Raw genomic sequence first — 20,540 nt, forward strand, 5'->3', positions numbered from 1 at the left:
TTTTCCTTTCTATTCCCACCATATTAAAGTTTTTAATTTTTCAAGTTTGATTAAATCAAGCGTGTTAAGGCTAACAATTTCGCCATTTTCAAATTCGCAAGTTTTTACGCCTTTTTCATCAAGGTAGAGTTTTTTGATTTTCCACCCGTATAGATTACTAAGCGTAAGAAAGGGGTCAAAGTCCGCTTCATAGCCACTCATATCTAGCGTGATGTTTTTACCTTTTTGTAGGGTTTTGATGAGTTTTCTTGATTTTTTATAATCGATAATGTGATTTTCATCAAGCTTATATTCACACTCTCTTAAAGCCTCCTCATAGCTTTCAAGTTCATAATAGCTAAACGCCCCGCCTCCCTTATACCCACACTCTTTAGAAATGCCACTTTCAAAGCCCCCTATGACTTTTTTAAGGCGTGGGAGTATGACCTTATAAAAATGCTCTCCCATTTCCACGCCAAGCCATTTACGCCCTAATTTTTGCGCGGTAGCTAGTGTAGTGCCACTTCCTGCAAAAAAGTCTAAAACTATGCTTTCTTCACTACTCGCTATTTCACAAATTCTTTTTAAAAGCTTTTCAGGTTTTGGAGTGTCAAAAAGCTTATCTCCAAAAATCGCTTGTATTTCTTTTGTAGCGTCCGTTGTTGTGCCAAATTCGGTAAAAATTGTGCGTGTTTTTATTATTTTTTGTTTATCTAGCACTTCATCAAAATAAACTACTTCGTAAGGCGTTAGCCTTCCTTTAGTATCTTCTTGCCAAAAGATATGTTCTTTATCTAAATTTTCAGGTTTTTTTCGCCAACAGCCATCTGCTCCATTTGGTGCTATGGGATAAAAATCGTTTCCATTTGGATCTTTAATCGCATAATAAAGCGTTGGTCTATCTATTCTTAAAGAGTGATTGCCCCATTTTTCAAGCTTTAAAATCTTTGCTTTTTTGCCATTGATAATTTTATTAAAATCTTTTTCATTATACTCTTGTGTTTGCTCGTTTATTTCCCAATTTTGCTTTTGATAACACAAAATATATTCGTGTTCTTTTGCGAAATGTTGAGAATCTTGACTACCTCCTTTTTTCTTTTGCCACACAAGATTACTGATAAAATTCTCCTCCCCAAATACCTCATCACATAAAATTTTAAGCCTTGCTTGCTCATTATCATCTATGCTTATAAAAATGCTTCCCTTATCCTTTAAAAATTCTTTTGCTAACTCTAGGCGGTTATTCATCATTGAAAGCCAAGAGGATTGATTAAATTTATCTGTGTAGATAAAGCCGTCATTGCCTGTATTATAAGGCGGGTCGATATAAATCAAATCCACTTTATTTTGATACTTAGGAAGGAGGGAATTTAGGGCTTGAAAATTATCCGCTTTGACTAGTTCGCCATTTAGCACCGCGTCTAAATTCTCAAAAGCACTTAAAAGCTTATAGACATTTTTCTCACTTAAATGCTTTGTATCAAGGGGTAAAAAAGCATAGTTTTTAATGTCCTCTAGTTTAAAGCTCTCTTCGACTAGCTTTAAATCCTGCCATTCTTTAATTTGCTTTTTAAAATTACTATCCTTAAAAAGCTCTTTTAAAAGCTCCTCGCTCTCTTTTGCGTGGGTTTTTATCACATTAAGGCTAAAAACAAAATGCGTTTTTTTAGCAAATTTAGGCTTTAGCCAAAGTGCCTTTAGCTCGTCTTCAAAGGCTGCTATTTTATCTATAAGGGTATGGGCTATTTTTTTAACCTTATTTAAACTCTTTATCCTCACTTCATTCCACTGCGTAACGCCGTCAAGCACATAGCGACAAAACCATAAGTCAAACTGCTCTTTTAAAAAGGCTTTAGCATTTTTATGGATAAAAAAGTCGATTTCATTTTGCTTTTTATAGCTTTTAAAAATGCTTTTAAGCTCCTCTTCTTTGATGATAATCTCATTTTTCTTTAAGGCTTTTAAAAAATCCTCACTAAATTCGCTTGAGTTTTGCTTAAAAACCTTGACTAAATTAAGATTTTTGTCATTTATGACCTTGATATTTAGCTCATTATCCTCTATGCTTTGTAGATAGAAAATAATTTTATTTTTATTATTATCCGCATTTTGTATGAAGTCATCGGTTAAGAAATGAAAGCTGTAACTTTCTTTCTCATCTTTTAGCGTGAGGGGCTTATAAATCGTGTCTGATTTGACATAATATAAATTTTGCGTTTTGTAAAAGAGGCTCACATCTTTGCTGTTGCTATATACTCTTGCGTAAATGTTTTTATAAATAGGCGTTTCGTAAAAAAAGGGTGTGCCTGTCTCGTTTAAATAAGTGCTGAAAAAATCGTAAAGCTTACTATAATCTAAATGTCCTAGCTCCTCTTTTTCTAAATAATCCCTAATGTTTTCAAAATACTTTTGCTTGATGTGAAGAAGATTTGTAAAACCACTTTGCTTAAATAAGCCTCTCTCCCCCTCAATTCTAACACCTAAATAACACTCTTTTAGCTTTGAAAAAAACGCTTGTTGATAGCTTATCATTTTTACCCCTTATTTAAAAAAGGGTATTTTACTAATATAGGCTTAATTAAAGGCTAAACACACCAAAAAAGCGTGTTTAGTTACAAAATGGCTAGTCTCTCCAGCCGTATTTTTTAAAAATTTCTTTTGCTTCTTTAGAGCTTAAATAATCAATGAAGTCTTTTGCTTCTTTGCTAGCATTATTTTTAGCTACAACATTAAAAGTTCTATAAATGACTAAATCTTTTTCTATTTTCACGGCTGTGCCAATGTCTGGATTACTCTTTGACCAATCTATCCAAGTGATCCACGCATCTGCCTTATCTTCTGCAAAAAGCTTTCTTGCACTTCCGCTGTTTGGAACGAAGGCTACGATATTATTTCTAAAATTTTGTATGCTTTTAATATCTTTTGTTCTGCCTATCATATCCTCCCAAACTCCCGTGCCTGAAGTATTACTCTTACCTGCTCCCTCTGGCACGACTATTCTTACTTTTTTGTCGGCTAAATCTTTTAAACCTTTGATTTTAAGAGGATTGCCCTTTTGCGTAAGGATAATCGCCTCTCTAAAATATAGAGGCTGAATTTTGCTTGTGTTAAAATCCTTGCCAAAATCACTCGCTATGGCTAAGGCTGATTGATCAGAAGCTCCAAATAAGATGTCGGCGTTTTTCTTAGCCTTTTCAAACCAAGTCGCTTGAGGACCAAAATGGACATTAACTTTAACACCCGATTTTTTGCTATATTGATTCGCTATGTCTTTTAAAGCTGTGTGAGGACCGCCCGGTCCATAAAGATTAAGCTCTGCATTTGCCACGCTTAAAGCTAAAGCGCACGCACCAAATAGATTGAGAATTTTTTTCATCGTTTTCCTTTAAATTAAAATAAAAGCGGGATTGTAAAGTTTAAACCTTAACAAAGCGTTACTCATCTTTAATAATGGAGATATTTTCTATCGCAACAATTTTGCTAATATTTTTTTCATCATTTAAACCCTGCAAGGTATCTTTAAAACGCACATAAGCAAATTTACTATCTCTAAAAACAAGCTCGCCGATGACAAATTTTTGCTTATCTTTAAGATAAATTTCAACCTTTTTAGCACTTAAGCCTTTTGTTTTTAAAAAACGCTTAAAACCTGTTTCAAAATGATGCGGAAACAAAATCGCCATATAAACTAAAAGCACTAATCCCGCAAATACCGCAATAAAAAAATTCTTAAAATTCTGCCTTTCATAAAAACACAAACAAGCACCGATAAAAAGAAGATAAATACAAGCTATAAAGCCGCAAAACGCTAACCAGTGGAGGTTGATTTCGTCAAATTTTTCATTTAAAACCCAAAGAAAACTTAAAAATACAATCAAAGCACTAGACAAACTCGATAAAAACAAAAAGTCATTTTTCTTTTTTTTATAAAAAATGTAATGTGCCACTAAATTAAAAGGCAAAGCTAAAAACGCAAAAACTAAAAGATACACAAAAGCGAAAAGAAAAAGCCATAAATTATCAAAAGAAAGTAACTCAAAAGAAAAAAATTCATTCACTCTCATATAAGTGATAACGAAAATAAACAAACATAAAGCACAAAAACTTAATGTAAAAGTGATGATAAATTTAAAATATTTCGATGTGAAAGCTGTGAGTTTAAAAAAGTCTTTTTTCATCATTAAACCTTGTGAAAATTTTAAAATGCTTATTTTACACAAACAAAACCAAATATCAATTCATTTAAAAAAAATTTGCTAAAATCTCAATTTTGAAAGGCTTTTAATGAAAGAAATTTTAATCACAAATGATGACGGCTTCGAAAGTGAGGGGCTTAAAAAGCTTGTTAAAATGCTTAAAAAAGAATTTAAAGCGAAAATCACGGTAGTCGCTCCAGCGACTGAAAAATCTGCCTGTTCGCACTCTATTACCCTCACTAAACCCCTGCGTTTTGTTAGGGTGAGTAAAAATTTTTACAAGCTTGATGATGGCACACCAGCGGATTGCGTATATCTAGCTCTAGCCGCACTTTATAAAAAGAAACTGCCTGATCTTGTCATAAGCGGGATAAATATGGGGGCAAATGTGGGAGAGGACATTACATATTCGGGCACTTGTGCGGGGGCTATGGAGGCGGTTTTACAGGGAATTCCCGCCCTTGCACTTTCGCAGTTTTATAAAACAAACGAAAAAGAACTTAATTTTAAAAATGCCCTAAATATCACAAAAGAACTCGTTGCAAAAATCTTCAATCAAGGCTTTCCACTTGATAAAAAAGAGTTTTTAAATGTCAATTTTCCAAGCCCTAAAAGTAAATTTAAGGGCATTAAAGTCTGTAAAGCAGGCAAGAGGGTTTATAACTTCAAAGCTCACGCAAATACCAATCCAAGAGGCGTAGAATACTACTGGCTAGCAAGTGCAAATTTGGACTTCGAGGACGAAAAAAACTCCGATATCGCCCTTTTAAAGCAAGGCTATGCGACTATAACGCCCATAATGCTTGACTTAAGCGCATACAAACAAATGAAAAATCTTAAAAAATGGCTAAAGGATTAAAATGAGATACACACGCATAAAATGGCTTGTCGGCGATGAAAGTTTTGAGAAAATTTCTAAGACAAAGGTGTTAGTTTTTGGACTAGGGGGAGTGGGTGGAATTTGCGTTGATGCGCTCTTTCGCACAGGCTTTACAAAACTAACCCTCATAGACGCAGATAGCTTTGAAATCACAAATCAAAACCGCCAACTTCACAGCGAACACATCGGCGAAAATAAGGCAGAAGTTTTTGCAAAAATTTACAAAGTAAAGAGCGTGGTGGCTAAAGTCGATGAGGAGTTTTTAAGCGAATTTGACTTAAGCGAATTTGATTTAATCATCGATGCCATTGATGATATACCCGCAAAAGTGGCTTTAGCAAATAAAATCGACTTTAAAAAGCAAATTTTCATCTCAAGCACAGGAGGTGCTAGAAAGCTTGACCCCACACTCATCAAAACGGCAAGTATTTTTAAAACTTACGGAGATGCTTTGGCTAAAAAATTCCGCTATGAGTTAAGAAAATCAGGCTTTAAGGGTGATTTTGAAGTGGTGTTTTCTAACGAAGAGGCAAAATGTAAAGCCTTAGGTTCTTTTATGGGCGTAACGGCGTCTTTTGGTTTGGCTTTGGCAAGTTTAGCCTTAAAAAAAGTGTTAAATACGGACAAATTTTAACTCATTTCGTTTAAAAAATGCTTTTTTAGTAAATCTTAAAACTTTTTTTGTTTTAATAAGGCTTTATTTTAAATTTAAGGTTAATCAATGGGTTCTAAATTCTCAAAAATAGGCTTTGTATTAGCAGTCGCTGGCTCTGCTGTGGGGCTTGGAAATGCGTGGAAATTTCCTACTTTAGTGGGGCAAAATGGCGGATCGGCTTTTGTGCTTTTATATTTAGTGCTTACTTTGGGCGTGGCTTTTGTGATATTTTTAGCAGAACTTAGCATAGGAAAATTAAGCGAAAAAGACCCTGTCAATGGTTACAAAACCCTTGCACCAACAAACAAAAAAACTTGGTCTATGGCTGGTTTTACTATGCTTGGAGCGATTTTAATCGTCTCTTTTTATAGCCTTGTAATAGGCTGGGTTGTTAAATATATGTATTTTAGTGCCACAGGGAATTTAAGTCAAACTTTAGAAGAGAGCGAAAAGCAATTTACTAACCTTTTGCTTAACGATTTTTTGAGTCAATTTATCTGCTTTAGTCTTATTTTTCTCATCGTTTTTTATGTGGTTTCAAAAGGCGTTAAAAATGGCATTGAAAGGCTTAATGTATGGATGATGCCAACCTTATTTATCTTGCTTATCTTAATGCTTTTTTATGCTTTAAGTCATACAAATGGCTTTAGTGAGGCTTTACAATTTCTTTTCGTGCCTGATTTTTCAAAAATCAGTGGCACTTCTATCCTAGAAGCCTTAGCCCTTGCCTTTTTTAGCCTTTCTTTGGGCGTGGGGACGATTATCACTTATTCCGCCTCTTTACCTGATAAAACAAATTTCATCACAAGCACACTTAATATTATTTTAATTAACATTCTCATAGGGCTTATGATGGGACTTATCGTCTTTACCTTCATCTTTGAATTTGGAGCCAATCCAAATCAAGCAGGACCGGGACTTATCTTTATCTCACTTACCACGCTTTTTGCTAAACTTGGCATTGTAGGATACATACTTGGAGCGACTTTTTTCTTATCCTTGATTTTCGCAGGGATTACTTCGGCAATTTCGATGATAGAGCCTTTTGCCTTTTATCTTATCAATACCTTTAAAATGAGCCGCAAAAATGCCTTGATTTTAATCGGTGTTATCGTTTATATTTTGGGAAATTTGTGTATTTTATCAACTCTAAGCATAACAGAATTTAAGATTTTAGGAATGAGCTTTTTTGATGTGCTTGATTATATTTCTGGTAAGATTATTATGCCTTTAGGTGGAATTTTAGCGGCAATTTTTGTAGGCTTTGTGATGAAAAAGAAAGCTTTAGAGATATTATTTGAGCCTTATATGAGCGGAGTATTTTTTAAAGTGTGGTATTTCTTTTTAAGATTTATCGCACCTTTGGCTGTTATTATCATCGTTATCAATGCTTTTAAATGAAAAATGTTTTTAAATTCCTAGCATTAAAAATTAAATTGTAAAATTCTTGTAAATTTGAATTTTGAAGGACGATTATGGCAAAAAAATTCATAGATGTGATGGATACAAGCTTTAGGGACGGCTTTCAGTCCGTTTATGGAGCAAGGGTTTTAATGGACGATTTTATCCCTGCTCTTGAAGCGGCAAAAGAAGCTGGGATTAGACATTTTGAATTTGGTGGTGGAGCGCGCTTTCAAAGTCTTTATTTTTATCTTAATGAAGATGCCTTTTTGATGATGGATAAATTCCGTGAAATTGTTGGCGAAGAGGCAAATTTGCAAACCCTTTCAAGAGGGGTTAATACCGTAACGCTAGATACTGGAAGTCGTGATCTTATCGACCTGCACGCTAAACTTTTTGCCAAACACGGCACCACAACGATAAGAAATTTTGACGCACTCAATGATGTCAATAATCTTAAATTTAGCGGAGAGTGCATCACAAAGCACGGCTTAAAACACGAAATCGTCATCACACTTATGGACCTACCGCCAAATTGTTCTGGCGCACACGATGTGCCTTTTTATGAAAAAATTTTAAGAGAAATTTTGAGCGCTGAAATTCCTTTCTCAAGCCTTTGCTTTAAAGATGCAAGTGGCACTTCAAATCCTGAAAAAATTTACCAAACTATCAAAATGGCAAGAAGCATTTTGCCAAGTGAAACTCACATAAGACTTCATACTCACGAGAGTGCTGGAGTTAGCATAGCGTGCTATTTAGCGGCTTTAGAGGCTGGGGCTGATGGCATAGACCTAGCTGCCTCTCCTGTAAGTGGTGGCACTTCGCAACCTGATATTTTAACAATGATGCACGCCATTAAGGGCAAAAATTACGATTTTGGTTTGGATTTAGAAAAGATTTTAAAATATGAAGAGGTGTTTAAGGAGTGTATGGCGGATTATTTTTTACCACCAGAATCAACTATGGTAAGTCCTCTCATACCATTTTCTCCTATGCCCGGAGGAGCGCTAACGGCTAATACTCAAATGATGCGAGATAATAATATCTTAGATAAATTCCCAGAAGTCATTAAGGCTATGCGTGAGGTTGTGGAAAAGGGAGGTTACGGCACTTCAGTAACGCCTGTTTCACAATTTTATTTCCAACAAGCTTTTAATAATGTAATGTTTGGAAAATGGAAAAAAATCGCCGATGGTTATGGGAAAATGGTGCTAGGCTATTTTGGAAAAACCCCTGTCGCCCCCGATGAAGCTATCGTTAAGCTAGGCGCAGAACAACTAAATTTAGAACCTACTACGGAATTAGCCATAGATTTAGCGGATAAAGATGAAAGTAAAAGCCTAGCCTACATCAAAGCCCTTTTGGAAAAAGAAGGCTTAGAAACAAGCGAAGAAAACATTTTTATCGCTGGAGCTTGCAAGGAAAAGGGTATAGCCTTTTTAAAAGGCGAAGCTAAGGTCAATGTGCGAAAACTTAGCACTATGCCAAAGCCCATAAGTGCTGAAGAAAATAAATTTACCGTCTCCGTTAATGGTAATAAATACCATGTCGAACTTCATGCAGGATTTGATAAAGATGTCAATGTTAAAAATATCCAAAAAATCCCGCAAAATGAAAGCATAAGTGAAAACGCCATTCAAGCTGGAATTTCTGGTAATGTCTTTAAAATTCTCATTAAAGAAAATGATGAAGTTAAAGAGGGGCAGGTTGTGATGATTTTAGAAGCTATGAAAATGGAAATAGAAGTGCAAGCTACAAAAAGTGGCATTATAGGGCAAATTTGTGTGGGAGCAGGCGATACGGTAAGCGAAGGTGAAGCCCTTGCCATTTATAAAGAATAAAGGAAAAATAATGAAAAATATGGAAAATTTGGGATTAAGCAACATTAAAGAAGTGTTTTATAATCTAAGCTACGATGAGCTTTTTAAGCACGAAATACAAAATCAAGAAGGCGAATGCACACAAAATGGAACTTTTAGTGTTGATACTGGAATTTTTACGGGTAGAAGCCCTAAAGATAAATATTTTGTCAAGCAAGACCCCTCACAAAAATATCTTGCTTGGGGCAAGGTTAATCAGCCCATTAGCAAAGAGCTTTTTGACAAACTTCTAAAAAAAGCTAGAAAAACCTTAAGTGGAAAAAATATCTATATCCAAGATGCGTATTGTGGAGCAAGCCTTAAAAGTCGCAAGGCTGTGCGTTTTGTAACGGAAGTTGCGTGGCAAGCACATTTTGTCAAAAATATGTTTATCCGTCCTAGTGAAAAGGAACTTGAGAATTTTAAGCCCGATTTTATCGTTTATAATGCTTGTAAATGCGTCAATGACAATTATAAAGAAGACGGCTTAAATTCGGAAGTTTTTGTAATTTTTAATATAGAAGAAAATATCGCAGTAATTGGAGGCACTTGGTATGGTGGTGAGATGAAAAAGGGAATTTTTTCTATGATGAATTACTGGCTACCTTTAGAAAATAAACTTTCAATGCATTGCAGTGCTAATGTCGGTGAGAAAGGCGATGTGGCTTTATTTTTCGGCTTAAGTGGAACAGGCAAAACCACACTTTCAACAGACCCCAAACGCAAACTTATAGGCGATGATGAGCATGGTTGGGACGATGAGGGCGTATTTAATTTTGAGGGGGGTTGCTATGCTAAAACCATTAATTTAGACCCAAATAGTGAGCCTGAAATTTATGCAGCTATTAAGAAAAATGCCCTTTTAGAAAATGTTGTTTTAAAAGCGGATAAAAGTGTCGATTATAATGATGCTTCTAAAACTGAAAATACAAGAGTTTCTTATCCAATTGAGCATATTATTAATCACGAACCGAGCCTAAAAGCTGGACATCCGCAAAATATCATCTTTTTAAGTGCTGATGCTTTTGGAGTATTACCTCCTGTAAGTAAGCTAAGTAAAGAACAAGCGATGTATTATTTTTTAAGTGGCTACACAGCTAAAGTGGCGGGGACGGAGCGTGGCATTACAGAGCCTCAAGCAACTTTTTCGGCGTGTTTTGGTGAACCTTTTATGCCTTTACACCCTACGGTTTATGCACGCTTATTAGGAGAAAAAATTCAAAAACATCAAGTTAATGTCTATCTTGTCAATACAGGCTGGAGTGGCGGAAGCTACGGCGTTGGAAAGAGAATGAGCATTAAGGCGACTAGGGCTTGTATTGATGCGATTTTAAATGGCAGTATAGAAAAATGTGAATTTGAAAATTTAGAGATTTTTAATCTCGCCGTGCCAAAATCCTTAGAAGGCGTAGAAACAAGACTTTTAAATCCTATCAACACTTGGGAAGATAAAGATGCCTATCTAAGCACACGCGATAAACTAGCCAAGATGTTTATAGAAAATTTCAAGCGTTACGAAGATGTCAAAGAGGGCGTTGAATTTAGCAAATTTGGACCTAAAATTTAATGAAAAATCAAATGTGGTCAGGGCGTTTTAGCACTGCTAGCGATACGCTTTTAAAAGAATTTAATGCGAGTTTAAATGTTGATAAAGAGCTTTTTAAGCAAGATATAAAAGGCTCTATGGCACACGCAACTATGCTTGAGCATTGTGGAATTTTAAAACAAAATGAGCTTGAAGCAATTTTAAAAGGCTTAGAGCAAATTCAAAATGAAATTCAAAGTGAAAGCTTTATTTTTAACATTGACGATGAAGATATTCATATGGCTGTGGAAAAACGCTTAAGCGAAATTATAGGCAAGGAAATAGGCGGTAAGCTTCACACGGCAAGAAGTAGAAACGATCAGGTTGCGACAGACTTTAAACTCTTTGTCAAAGAAAAAACAGGGGAACTTATGCTTTTACTTAAAGAGCTCATCATAACTCTCATCGCACACGCTAAAGAACATAAAGAAAGCATTATGCCTTCTTTTACGCACCTTCAGCACGCCCAGCCCATAAGCTTTTCCTTTTGGATTTTAAGCTATGCTTTTATGTTTAAAAGAGATATTTTAAGGCTTGAAAACGCCCTTGAATTAGCCGATGAATGTCCGCTTGGAAGTTGTGCTTGTGCGGGAACTAGCTATCCTACAAATAGAACTTTAAGTGCTAAAATGCTTGGCTTTAAAAATCCTATGCAAAATGCTATGGACGGAGTGAGTGATAGAGACTTTGCTCTAGATTTGCTTTATAATATCGCTGTGATTTTTACTCATACTTCAAGACTTTGCGAAGAACTCATTCTTTTTTCAAGCACAGAATTTGACTTTATCGCTATTAGCGATAGTTTTTCTACGGGAAGTTCCATTATGCCACAAAAGAAAAATCCCGATGTTTGCGAACTCATACGCGGTAAAACAGGACGCGTATATGGGAATTTAATCGCCCTTTTTACCACGATGAAAGCCTTACCTCTAGCTTATAATAAAGATATGCAAGAGGATAAGGAGGGTGTTTTTGATAGTGTCAAAACGGCTCAAAATTCGCTCATTATTCTAAATGCCATGCTTAAGGAAATTAAAGTCAAAAAAGAAAATATGCTTAAAGCTTGTAAAAATGGACATTTGCTGGCAACTGATTTGGCAGATTATTTAGTAAGAAGAAAGAATATCCCATTTAGAGAGGCACATTTTATTGTGGGTAAGGTTGTCGCTTATGCTGAAAATGAGGGCATTGATCTTAGTGAAATTTCAAATTTGGCTCAAATTGATAGCATTTTTGATGAAGAAGCAATGCAAATTTTAGACTTTAAACACTCACTCAACGCTAAACAAAGCGAGGGTTCAAGCTCCACTTCAAGTGTTGAGAAGCAAATTCAAGATTTAGAAGACTTTTTAAAGGCGAAAAGCCTTTAAAAAAGTGTTTTGGGAGGAGTTTTATCCTTTAAACTTTCAAAACCACCCAAAATATGGAAGTGTAAATGAAAAACTTCTTGCCCACTGCCCTTACCACAATTACTCACTAAACGATAGCCCTTTTTATCTAGTTCTAAAAGCACGGCTAATTCTTGGATAAAACGCGTCATTTTAGCCATAAGTTCAGGCTCAAATTCTTGAAAATCCCTAAAATGCTTTTTAGGGATTACTAAAATATGGATAGGTGCCCGTGGGTTAATATCGTGAAAGGCGAGAAAATCATTATCTTCTAAGACCTTATTGCAAGGCACAGCACCCTCAACGATAAGCTCAAAAATCGTCTTTTCTCGCATACATACTCCTTAATTAATATAGCCAGCGACTAAAACTAAAAGATAGCCAAACACACAAGAGCTAGAAACACCAATAAGCCCAGGTATAATAAAGCTATGATTGATAACAAATTTACCTATTTTAGTTGTTCCTGAGCGGTCAAATTGTATGGTTGCTAAATCGCTTGGATAGGTTGGTAAAATATAATAACCATAACAAGCAGCAGCAAAAGCGACGATAATACCCGGCTCCACGCCAATTCCTAAAGCTAAAGGTACAAAAGCAGCAATAGCAGCGGCTTGAGAATTAACAAATTTGGAGATTAATAAAAGCATAATTGCATAAGTCCAAGGATACTCTTTTACCACATCACCAAGTGCAGCTTTCATCATCGGCGTATGCACCGCAAACATCGTATCCGCCATCCAAGAAATTCCAAACACCGCCACAAGTGCTATCATACCTGATTTAAAAATTTCATTTGACGCAATTTTCTTCGCCTCTGTTTTGGTAAAGATGATAATCAAAGAACCGGCGATTAGCATAAACATTTGGATAACCGCAACCATTGAAAGCGTATCAAGCTTAGGATTACCCAAAGCGTCTGTTTGTGGAACGCCATTTTTTACCACTTGACCCCAATTTGGTCTTAAATTATCAAACACGCCAAGCAGTGCCACTAAAGCGATAGCACCTAAGAAAATCCACATTGCTATCCAAGAACTTTTAGCAAGCTTAACGCCTAGTAGGGTTTTGCTATCTCCATAGACATATTGTTTAAATTCAGAGTCCTTAAGTTTGTTTTGAAATTCCTCATCTTTATCCAAATCTTTACCTCTAAACCAAGAAAAAATTCCTACACATAAAACCCCAAGTAAGGTGCTAGGGATAGTGATTTGAAGAAGATTGATATAGCCATCAAAACCAGCTAGTTTATTATCCGCATTTAAGAGTAAAGCGGTTAAACTCACAACAGCCACAGAAACAGGCGAAGCAATGATACCCATTTGAGAGGAAATGGAAGCTGCTGCCATAGGGCGTTCTGGGCGTATGCCGTTTTTAATAGCAATGTCATAAATAATAGGCATTATGGTATAAACAACATGTCCTGTTCCGCAAAGTATCGTTAAAAAGCAAGTTACAAAAGGTGCTAAAATCGTTAAAAATTTAGGATTACGCCTTAAAATGCGTTCGGCAATTTGAAGCATAACATCAAGCCCACCACTAGCTTGCAAAGTTGCACTTGCCACAACAACGGCTAAAATGGTTAGCATCACATCAATAGCAGGTTTTCCCGGCTTTATGTGAAAAGCAAAAACTAACATTAAAATGCCTATACCACCAAGCAAACCAAGAGCGATACCGCCTTTTTTTGCTCCGTAAAATAGACAAATCAATACAACGATGATTTGGATAAGAAACTGAGTGCTCTCACTAAGAGAAGTCAAAAACTCCATCTTAATCTCCTTTAAAGTAAAATAACAACGCTATTATAATCAATTTTAAACCGAATTTGAATAAAAAAATGAAAATTTAACAAAATCTCTAAAAACTTAAATTGATATTTTTAAGGCAAATTTTTGCCCGTTTTTATATCTTTTAATCTTAAATTAAGCTGATAAAACATAAGTTTTTGATAAGATTTTGGGAAATTTTTATGGTATTCGTCAAGCTCAAAAGCCTCATTTGTATCTTTTAAGGTGGTATTATTTTCATAAAAATAACCCTTAGTATTTTCTAAAGGATACACGCCAAAATTATCCGCCCAAACGACTTCATTAAAAGCAAATTCAAGTTTTTCATCGCTAGGAGCGACTAATAAATTTCGACCACCTAAACTATAATAAGTCGTCTCGCTTAAACTTAACTCATAAAGCGTAGGAAAAATGTCCTTGTGAGAGGCAAGGCGGTATTTATCATAATAAAGATTTTTTGATAAATTTGAGGCACATAAAGATAAAATGGAACACTATAAGCAAAGGCTTTTTCACGCAGCGGGTCTATTTTCATATCTCTTACTCTGTGGTCTCCAGTAGCGGCGATGATGATTTTATCTTTTAAATCGCTTGCTTTTATTTTACTTACAAATTTGCCAAATTCACTATTAGCGTAAGCATAATTATTAAGATTTTCATAGGTATTTTTAGGAAGTTTTTCATTAATTTTTCCGCTTAAATTTGCCTTAGAAATGCTTTCATAAACTTTAGGGTAAGGAGGGTGATTACTCGTGCTAAGGGCGATGATAAGTAAGGGTTTTTGTGCTGTTTTAAAAAGCTCATAAGCCTTATAATACATATACTCATCTAAAATTCCATAAGCTGTTTTTTGAGCCTTTGAGTAATCCTTAAGAAGAATAAGCACATCGATAATTTTTATATTTTGATTTTGCAAAAATTTGAGTTGGATTTTGTGTTAAATTTGTTTTTAAATATTTACTTTTTGTTAAAATCATAGGACTATTAAAATAGAGATAAAAAAGCGAAGGTGCAGTCCCATTTGCTGCGCTTAAAAATCTTTCAAAAACAAAATCTTCCTTAAAATGCTTCTCAAGCTCTCCTAAAAGATTAAGCTCTAAGCTATGAAATTCTAAAGCATTATTCGCAAAACTTTCCATAAGATTAAGAAAAATGTGCGGTTTATTTTGGGGATTATAAGGCGTTGTGGCAAAAAGAGAGAAAAGTTCTTTTTGTAAAACTTGCCCCTCCTCCTCGCTAATATAAGGAAGTTCTTGAAGCTCTTTTGAGGCTTTTCTTGCCCAAGAAAAAGCCATAATAGGATTAAGTGCGATATCATTAATCATTTCGAGATTTGCAAAACGATAATTTCGCTCATTCATCAAAATTTGATGATAAGGTCCTCTTAATGCTAAAACATAAATTCCAATCACAATAAAAACATTTAGCCTTAGAAGCTTTAAGCTCATCTTTAAAAATTTTATGATTAATTAAAACACAAACGCCCACCGCCAAAACAAGCGCAAATAAAGCAAAAATAATAGGATAATTACTCCAAATAATCTCAAAAATCGTGCCAAATTCTTCATCTTGGACATTAAAAATAAACATATCAATCTTGCTTTTATACATTTCATAATAGTAATACTTTATAAAAGAAAAAGCCACGCAAAGTATGGCAACAAGGCTAATATAAAGCCCAGAGATAAGAGAGTAAAATCTTACCCCCCCCCCCCTTAATTTTTAATAATGGGGCAAAATAGCTCAAAAATCCGCACAAAAGTAAGGGTAAAAAAGCCGCACTTAAAAAACGCACATCGTGATAACTTCCAAAAAGATACATTTTTAAAAGTTTTGTTGCATCAGCATTTTGCGGGATAAAATGAAGCCACATTAAAAAACGCATCAAATGAGAAATAAGGATAAAAATAGCACTAAAAATAAGAATTTAAAGTAAAATTTTTCGCATTATTTTCTCTTATAAAATGTCTATGTCTCATCACAAAGCTCTAAGCTTTTTAATCTCATCTCTTAAAGTGGCAGCCTTTTCAAACTCAAGCTCCCTCGCCGCCTCAAGCATTTCTTTACGCAGTTCTTTTACGATTTTTGCCCTCTCACTTGCTGGCATTTTTTCTAGCTTCGCACCTTTTCGGTAAATTTCACTCATATCCTCATTTTTAAGACTTTGCTCTAAATTTCTTTTAACTGAAGTTGGGGTGATTTTATGCTTTTTATTATAGGCTTGTTGGAGTTTGCGGCGTTCATTGGTTGTATCTATGGCTTCTTGCATTGATTTTGTGATTTTTTGACAAAAAAGCAAAACTTTACCATTGACATTTCTAGCGGCTCTTCCCATCGTTTGTATAAGGCTTGTCGTGCTACGCAAAAAGCCCTCTTTATCCGCATCCATTATGGCTATGAGTGAAACTTCAGGTAAATCAAGTCCCTCTCTTAATAAATTAATGCCTATAAGCATATCAAATTCTCCGCTCCTAAGCCCACGGATAAGCTCATTACGCTCAATCGCATCAATGTCTGAGTGCATATATTTGACCCTAAGTCCAAGCTCTAAATAATATCTACTTAGCTCTTCAGCCAATTTTTTAGTTAGCACGGTAACTAAAATTCGCTCATTTCTTGCTATGACTTTTTTAGCCTCATCGTAAAGAATTTCGACCTGATTTGCACTATCCTTTAGTTCTATGATAGGGTCAAGCAAACCCGTAGGACGCATAATTTGATGAAAAATATTTTTTCCACTTAGCTCAAACTCTAAGGGTGCTGGAGTCGCAGAGACGAAGAGAAATTGACAATTTTTGTGGATAAATTCATCAAACATTAAGGGACGATTATCAAGGGCAGAGGGCAAACGAAAGCCATAATCAACCAAAGTTTGCTTTCTACTTCTATCCCCAGCAAACATTCCACGAAACTGGGGCAAGGATACATGGCTTTCATCAACGATGACTAAAAAAGGGCGGTTTTTAATCGCATAATAATCAAAAAGCGTATAAGGCGTTTGCCCCTCTTTAAGTCCTGTTAAATGCCTCGCATAATTTTCCACACCCTTACACATACCCGTGCTTTGCAACATTTCAAGGTCAAATTCTACCCTTTGCTTAAGGCGTTGATACTCTACAAGCTTGTTTTCGCTTTCAAAATAGGCAAGGCGAGAATTTAGCTCTTCTTTTATCTCTTTTATCGCCTCCTTAAGCCTTGTCTCCCCTACACTAAACTGGCTTGTAGGGTATAAAATAAAGCGTTTTAAATCCTTTGTTTTTTTATTTTCTAAAATATTATAATGATAAATTCTCTCCAAATCATCACCAAAAAACTCAAGTCTTACCACTTCATCTTCATAATAAGCGGGGTAAATATCTACCAAATCGCCATTGACACGAAAATCTGCGCGGTCAAAAAAATTATCATTGCGTTTATAGCCCATATCTACAAGCTTTTTTAGCAGTTCTTTTTGAGAAATTTGCATATTTTCTTCAAAAATTAAAACCATACCCTCATATTCGCTAGGATTTCCCAGGCCATAATTTGCCGAAACAGAAGCGATACAAACCACATCTTCATAGCTTAAAAGTGAGGCGGTGGCACTTAGTCTTAAACGCTCTAAGTCTTCATTTGTAGAGCTATCTTTTTCTATAAAAACATCGGTGCGTGGGATATAAGCTTCTGGCTGATAATAATCATAATAAGAGATAAAATATTCTATATGATTATGCGGAAAAAAGCCCTTAAATTCGCTATAAAGCTGGGCACAAAGGCTTTTATTATGACTCATAATTAAAGTAGGCATAGCAAGTTCTTTAATCACATTTGCCATCGTAAAGGTCTTGCCACTACCCGTAACACCCAGTAAGGTTTGATACTTATGTCCGGCTTTAATGCTTTTTACTATACCTTTAATAGCTTCTTCTTGGTCAAAACTTGGCTTAAATTCGCTTTGAAGTTGAAACATCTCACACCCTAAAAATAAAGCAAAATTGTAGAAAAAAAAACTAAAATAAAAATAAATCATTAAATTTAATTTGCTAAAATAGCAAAATCATTTAAAAAATTTATAAGAAGGCAAAATTATGTTTGATGATAAAATTATTAATACAATGACAGACAAAGTTAATGAATTAATTGAAAAATACAACGAGGTCTGTGAAATCAACGAAAATTTAAGAAATGAACTTGTCAGTGTCAAGGCACAAAATGAGGCTAAAAGCAATCAAATTTTGCGTTTAGAAGAAGAGCTTAAATCTCGCAATATAGAAAGCGAAGATATTTACAAAAAAATAGAGGCTGTTCTTGGCAAATAATCTTAAACAAGTCATCATCAACATCTCCGCAAAGGATTTTGTGATTAAATGCAGTGATGAATTTGCAGATTTTTTAGAAGATGACATTGCCCTACTTTCAAATGGCACAAAAAAAATGGAGCTTAAAAGCTTTGTTGATGCCTTTGTGAAAAAAAGCTATCAAAATTATACCTTGCAAAAAAAGCTACAAAAACTCATCAAAACAATGAACGAAAACATAAACACAAATTCCACAAACAATGAGTCTCAAAAAAGCCTTTAGTCTCCTTGAGCTTGTTTTTGTCATTCTTATCATAGCCATCTTGACAGGCATAGCCTTGCCATTTCTTAAGCAAAATAAAGAAGAAGCCAAGCTTTTAAGACTTAAAATGAACTACGAAATGCTAAATTCCGCCCTAAGTTTGATGAGAAATGAAGCGGATTTAAAAAATTTAAGCTATATAAGTGAACTAGATAAAGCGGTAATCTTAAAAGAAAATGAAGCCTTATTTTATTGCCAAAACTGCTCCTTTAGCCTTTTAAGCACTCCTATTTATTCTAGCAAAATGGGTTGGATTAAAAACGGAGTCAATCAATATAGCTTTTTTTTAAACCCTCAAAAAAGCGTAGAATTTCACTATGAAAATGGGTTTTTAAAGTGCCTTAAAAACTGCAAAGAGCTTTTATGAAATACTATAAATTAGCCATTAAAGGCTTATATTTAGATAATCTCATCTTTCAAAGTGAAAGTGAAATTTCTCCTTTAAGTGAAGTGATTGTTGATTTAAAAACGCGTAAAAATTGTAAAGCCATAGTGCTAAAACAATGCGAAAAACCAAGCTTTACCACAAAAGACATTAAAGAAATCACGCCCCTTAGTTTAAGCAAAGAGCAATTTATTTTAGCTGAGTTTATAAGCTATTATTACTCCACGAAACTAGGCTTTATCCTTTCTTTTTTTGAAAGTTCCACTCCTTACAAATGTGAAATTTTTAAAACTCAAAATGCACCCACTTTGAGTCCCAAACAAAAAGAGGCTTTCAATTTTTTAAAACAAGAGCAAAACGCTCTTCTTTTCGCAGATACAGGCAGTGGCAAAACTGAAATTTATATCACTCTCATCAAAGAATACTTAGAAAAAGGGCAACAAGTCCTACTTTTAATGCCTGAAATTGCACTCACTCCGCAAATGCAAAAAAGACTTAGTCTTTATTTTGAAGAAGAATTTTGTATGTGGCATTCTAAAATTTCAAAGAAAAAAAAGAAAGAATATCTTGAAAAATTTAATGAAGGCAAAGTCCTTTTAGTCGCTGGAGCACGCTCGGCTCTTTTTTTACCCTTTAGAAATTTAGGACTTATCATTGTCGATGAAGAGCACGATAATTCCTACAAGGCTTCTAATAAACCCTATTATAATGCTAAGGATTTAGCCCTTTTTTTAGGAGCAAAATTAAATATCAAAGTCATCTTAGGCTCTGCCACACCAAGCCTTACAAGCTTTTATAAACAAAAGCATTTCAGGCTTAAGGGCACTTTTTTTGAAAGCAAAAAGCATTTTTTATACGATGAAAGCGATTTAAGTCTTACTCCTATGCTTTTAAATGAGCTTGAAAAAAGCTTAAAAAATCAAAAACAAGCCATTATTTTTTTACCCAACCGTGCGAATTTTAGGCAAATTCTTTGTAAAGATTGTGGCTCTAGCATAAAATGTCCTTTTTGCTCCATAGCAATGAGTTTGCATAAAAAGAAAAAAATGCTTAAATGCCATTATTGTAATTTTAGTGCAGCAATTCACTCTTCTTGCCCAAGCTGCAATGGCACTATGCTAGAGGCTCAAAAAATGGGAACAAGTGAGCTATGCGAGCTTTTACAAAATACCTTTAGTGAAGCTAAAATAGCCAAATTTGATAGAGATGAAATCACAAGCATTAAAAAGCTAAATAATATTTTAAAAGACTTTAACGACTGCAAAATCGACATTTTGGTTGGCACCTCTATGCTTGCCAAAGGACACGATTATCATAGCGTGGATTTAAGTGTGATTATGGGTTTAGATGAGTTTTTAATGCGTCCAAATTTTAGAGCGAGGGAAGAATGTTTAGCTCTAGCGATGCAAGTAGCTGGTAGAGCTGGTAGAAAGGGCGAAGCTAGGGTTTTACTCCAAAGTAAAAATAAGGCTTTTTTTGAAACATATATTAACGATTATGACACCTTTTTGCAAGATGAACTCATTTTTAGAAAAGGACTTTACCCTCCATTTAAAAGACTTTTAAGACTCATCATAGAAGATGAAAATCAAGCAAGGGCAAAAAAGCTTTGCGAAAATCTAGCTTTAAAATTTAAAGAGCTTAAAAGCGTGGAGCTTGTGGGTTATGGTGCTTGTGGAGTTGAAATGATTCATCTCAAATTTCGTTTTTATATTCTTTTAAGAAGTCATACGCATAAAAATCTTATCAAAATCCAAGAATACGCCCTTAATTTTCCTACTCTAAGTGCCGATATTGACCCTATAGACTTTTCTTAAAGGATA

Annotated in this window: 21 protein-coding genes; 10 read left to right on the top strand and 11 right to left on the bottom strand. The window is 34.8% G+C overall.

Annotated elements, in window-relative coordinates; translation table 11 throughout:
- Positions 1 to 9: 9 nt before the first annotated feature.
- From CVULP_RS05865 to CVULP_RS05875, 3 genes are all read right to left on the bottom strand, one after another.
- Positions 10 to 2,508, bottom strand: coding sequence for a site-specific DNA-methyltransferase (locus CVULP_RS05865; protein WP_099507022.1), 2,499 nt, complete (start codon positions 2,506 to 2,508; stop codon positions 10 to 12).
- Positions 2,509 to 2,602: 94 nt separating this feature from the next.
- Positions 2,603 to 3,355 (bottom strand): AcfC family glycoprotein adhesin PEB3, encoded by a 753-nt coding sequence (gene peb3 / locus CVULP_RS05870; RefSeq protein ID WP_099462152.1) that lies wholly within the window; start codon positions 3,353 to 3,355, stop codon positions 2,603 to 2,605.
- Between the two features lie 58 nt (positions 3,356 to 3,413).
- The gene (locus CVULP_RS05875; RefSeq protein ID WP_180753020.1) at positions 3,414 to 4,157 is read right to left on the bottom strand and encodes an Asp23/Gls24 family envelope stress response protein; all 744 of its coding nucleotides are present in this window, start codon (positions 4,155 to 4,157) and stop codon (positions 3,414 to 3,416) included.
- Positions 4,158 to 4,263: 106 nt separating this feature from the next.
- Between CVULP_RS05875 and surE the strand changes: the two genes are divergently transcribed.
- The 6 genes from surE to argH all read left to right on the top strand — a co-directional run bounded on the left by surE (position 4,264) and on the right by argH (position 11,925).
- On the top strand, positions 4,264 to 5,034 hold the full coding sequence (gene surE / locus CVULP_RS05880; protein ID WP_099462156.1) for a 5'/3'-nucleotidase SurE: 771 nt from the start codon (positions 4,264 to 4,266) through the stop codon (positions 5,032 to 5,034).
- Between the two features lies 1 nt (position 5,035).
- Positions 5,036 to 5,689, top strand: a complete 654-nt coding sequence (locus CVULP_RS05885) for a ThiF family adenylyltransferase (protein ID WP_099507009.1) — start codon at positions 5,036 to 5,038, stop codon at positions 5,687 to 5,689.
- Between the two features lie 87 nt (positions 5,690 to 5,776).
- A complete protein-coding gene (locus tag CVULP_RS05890) occupies positions 5,777 to 7,111 on the top strand; it encodes a sodium-dependent transporter (RefSeq protein WP_099507008.1) in 1,335 nt (444 codons plus the stop codon).
- Between the two features lie 74 nt (positions 7,112 to 7,185).
- Positions 7,186 to 8,952, top strand: coding sequence for a biotin/lipoyl-containing protein (locus tag CVULP_RS05895; protein ID WP_099507007.1), 1,767 nt, complete (start codon positions 7,186 to 7,188; stop codon positions 8,950 to 8,952).
- Positions 8,953 to 8,962: 10 nt separating this feature from the next.
- Entirely contained in the window at positions 8,963 to 10,537 is a 1,575-nt protein-coding gene (pckA, locus tag CVULP_RS05900; RefSeq protein ID WP_099462163.1) for a phosphoenolpyruvate carboxykinase (ATP), read from the top strand.
- Positions 10,537 to 11,925 (top strand): argininosuccinate lyase, encoded by a 1,389-nt coding sequence (argH, locus tag CVULP_RS05905; protein WP_099507006.1) that lies wholly within the window; start codon positions 10,537 to 10,539, stop codon positions 11,923 to 11,925. The genes pckA and argH overlap by 1 nt, the downstream gene beginning before the upstream one ends.
- On the opposite strand, the gene CVULP_RS05910 is transcribed toward argH, so the two are convergent.
- From CVULP_RS05910 to uvrB, 8 genes are all read right to left on the bottom strand, one after another.
- Positions 11,922 to 12,278 carry a histidine triad nucleotide-binding protein gene (locus CVULP_RS05910; protein ID WP_099462167.1) on the bottom strand — a complete coding sequence of 119 codons (357 nt, stop codon included), beginning with the start codon at positions 12,276 to 12,278 and terminating at the stop codon, positions 11,922 to 11,924. The two genes, argH and CVULP_RS05910, sit on opposite strands and share 4 nt — an antisense overlap.
- 9 nt (positions 12,279 to 12,287) lie before the next feature.
- Positions 12,288 to 13,715, bottom strand: coding sequence for an anaerobic C4-dicarboxylate transporter (locus CVULP_RS05915; protein ID WP_099507005.1), 1,428 nt, complete (start codon positions 13,713 to 13,715; stop codon positions 12,288 to 12,290).
- Between the two features lie 110 nt (positions 13,716 to 13,825).
- Positions 13,826 to 14,008: a hypothetical protein gene (locus tag CVULP_RS05920; RefSeq protein WP_099507004.1), complete on the bottom strand. Its 183-nt coding sequence runs from the start codon at positions 14,006 to 14,008 to the stop codon at positions 13,826 to 13,828.
- 113 nt (positions 14,009 to 14,121) lie between these two features.
- Positions 14,122 to 14,619 (bottom strand): sulfatase-like hydrolase/transferase, encoded by a 498-nt coding sequence (locus CVULP_RS05925; protein ID WP_180753019.1) that lies wholly within the window; start codon positions 14,617 to 14,619, stop codon positions 14,122 to 14,124.
- Positions 14,603 to 15,097: an LTA synthase family protein gene (locus tag CVULP_RS05930; RefSeq protein WP_252195504.1), complete on the bottom strand. Its 495-nt coding sequence runs from the start codon at positions 15,095 to 15,097 to the stop codon at positions 14,603 to 14,605. Before CVULP_RS05930 ends, CVULP_RS05925 begins: the two co-directional genes overlap by 17 nt.
- Complete coding sequence (locus CVULP_RS05935; protein ID WP_252195902.1) at positions 15,087 to 15,344, bottom strand: hypothetical protein; 258 nt, start codon at positions 15,342 to 15,344, stop codon at positions 15,087 to 15,089. The genes CVULP_RS05930 and CVULP_RS05935 overlap by 11 nt, the downstream gene beginning before the upstream one ends.
- 55 nt (positions 15,345 to 15,399) lie before the next feature.
- Positions 15,400 to 15,606 carry a hypothetical protein gene (locus tag CVULP_RS05940; protein ID WP_265575618.1) on the bottom strand — a complete coding sequence of 69 codons (207 nt, stop codon included), beginning with the start codon at positions 15,604 to 15,606 and terminating at the stop codon, positions 15,400 to 15,402.
- Positions 15,607 to 15,711: 105 nt separating this feature from the next.
- Positions 15,712 to 17,682, bottom strand: coding sequence for an excinuclease ABC subunit UvrB (gene uvrB, locus CVULP_RS05945; RefSeq protein WP_099506935.1), 1,971 nt, complete (start codon positions 17,680 to 17,682; stop codon positions 15,712 to 15,714).
- Between the two features lie 118 nt (positions 17,683 to 17,800).
- Here uvrB and CVULP_RS05950 point away from each other — a divergent pair, with 118 nt between their 5' ends.
- Genes CVULP_RS05950 through CVULP_RS05965 form a run of 4 tightly spaced genes read left to right on the top strand, consistent with a single transcriptional unit; the run spans position 17,801 to position 20,534 of the window.
- Positions 17,801 to 18,031, top strand: a complete 231-nt coding sequence (locus tag CVULP_RS05950) for a hypothetical protein (protein WP_027304113.1) — start codon at positions 17,801 to 17,803, stop codon at positions 18,029 to 18,031.
- Positions 18,021 to 18,293: a hypothetical protein gene (locus tag CVULP_RS05955; protein ID WP_099460747.1), complete on the top strand. Its 273-nt coding sequence runs from the start codon at positions 18,021 to 18,023 to the stop codon at positions 18,291 to 18,293. Before CVULP_RS05950 ends, CVULP_RS05955 begins: the two co-directional genes overlap by 11 nt.
- Positions 18,271 to 18,699, top strand: a complete 429-nt coding sequence (locus CVULP_RS05960) for a type II secretion system protein (protein ID WP_099506936.1) — start codon at positions 18,271 to 18,273, stop codon at positions 18,697 to 18,699. The genes CVULP_RS05955 and CVULP_RS05960 overlap by 23 nt, the downstream gene beginning before the upstream one ends.
- A complete protein-coding gene (locus tag CVULP_RS05965) occupies positions 18,696 to 20,534 on the top strand; it encodes a primosomal protein N' (protein WP_099506937.1) in 1,839 nt (612 codons plus the stop codon). Before CVULP_RS05960 ends, CVULP_RS05965 begins: the two co-directional genes overlap by 4 nt.
- Positions 20,535 to 20,540: the final 6 nt, after the last annotated feature.

Origin of the sequence: Campylobacter vulpis (assembly GCF_014217995.1) — a bacterium.
Taxonomy (GTDB): Bacteria; Campylobacterota; Campylobacteria; order Campylobacterales; family Campylobacteraceae; genus Campylobacter_D; species Campylobacter_D vulpis.

Coding starts and splice junctions, on each gene's coding strand:
- peb3 (WP_099462152.1), bottom strand. CDS start 3,355: ATGAAAAAAATTCTCAATCTATTTGGTGCGTGCGCTTTAGCTTTAAGC.
- CVULP_RS05875 (WP_180753020.1), bottom strand. CDS start 4,157: ATGAAAAAAGACTTTTTTAAACTCACAGCTTTCACATCGAAATATTTT.
- surE (WP_099462156.1), top strand. CDS start 4,264: ATGAAAGAAATTTTAATCACAAATGATGACGGCTTCGAAAGTGAGGGG.
- CVULP_RS05885 (WP_099507009.1), top strand. CDS start 5,036: ATGAGATACACACGCATAAAATGGCTTGTCGGCGATGAAAGTTTTGAG.
- CVULP_RS05890 (WP_099507008.1), top strand. CDS start 5,777: ATGGGTTCTAAATTCTCAAAAATAGGCTTTGTATTAGCAGTCGCTGGC.
- CVULP_RS05895 (WP_099507007.1), top strand. CDS start 7,186: ATGGCAAAAAAATTCATAGATGTGATGGATACAAGCTTTAGGGACGGC.
- pckA (WP_099462163.1), top strand. CDS start 8,963: ATGAAAAATATGGAAAATTTGGGATTAAGCAACATTAAAGAAGTGTTT.
- argH (WP_099507006.1), top strand. CDS start 10,537: ATGAAAAATCAAATGTGGTCAGGGCGTTTTAGCACTGCTAGCGATACG.
- CVULP_RS05910 (WP_099462167.1), bottom strand. CDS start 12,278: ATGCGAGAAAAGACGATTTTTGAGCTTATCGTTGAGGGTGCTGTGCCT.
- CVULP_RS05915 (WP_099507005.1), bottom strand. CDS start 13,715: ATGGAGTTTTTGACTTCTCTTAGTGAGAGCACTCAGTTTCTTATCCAA.
- CVULP_RS05935 (WP_252195902.1), bottom strand. CDS start 15,344: ATGTATAAAAGCAAGATTGATATGTTTATTTTTAATGTCCAAGATGAA.
- CVULP_RS05940 (WP_265575618.1), bottom strand. CDS start 15,606: ATGTGGCTTCATTTTATCCCGCAAAATGCTGATGCAACAAAACTTTTA.
- uvrB (WP_099506935.1), bottom strand. CDS start 17,682: ATGTTTCAACTTCAAAGCGAATTTAAGCCAAGTTTTGACCAAGAAGAA.
- CVULP_RS05950 (WP_027304113.1), top strand. CDS start 17,801: ATGTTTGATGATAAAATTATTAATACAATGACAGACAAAGTTAATGAA.
- CVULP_RS05960 (WP_099506936.1), top strand. CDS start 18,271: ATGAGTCTCAAAAAAGCCTTTAGTCTCCTTGAGCTTGTTTTTGTCATT.
- CVULP_RS05965 (WP_099506937.1), top strand. CDS start 18,696: ATGAAATACTATAAATTAGCCATTAAAGGCTTATATTTAGATAATCTC.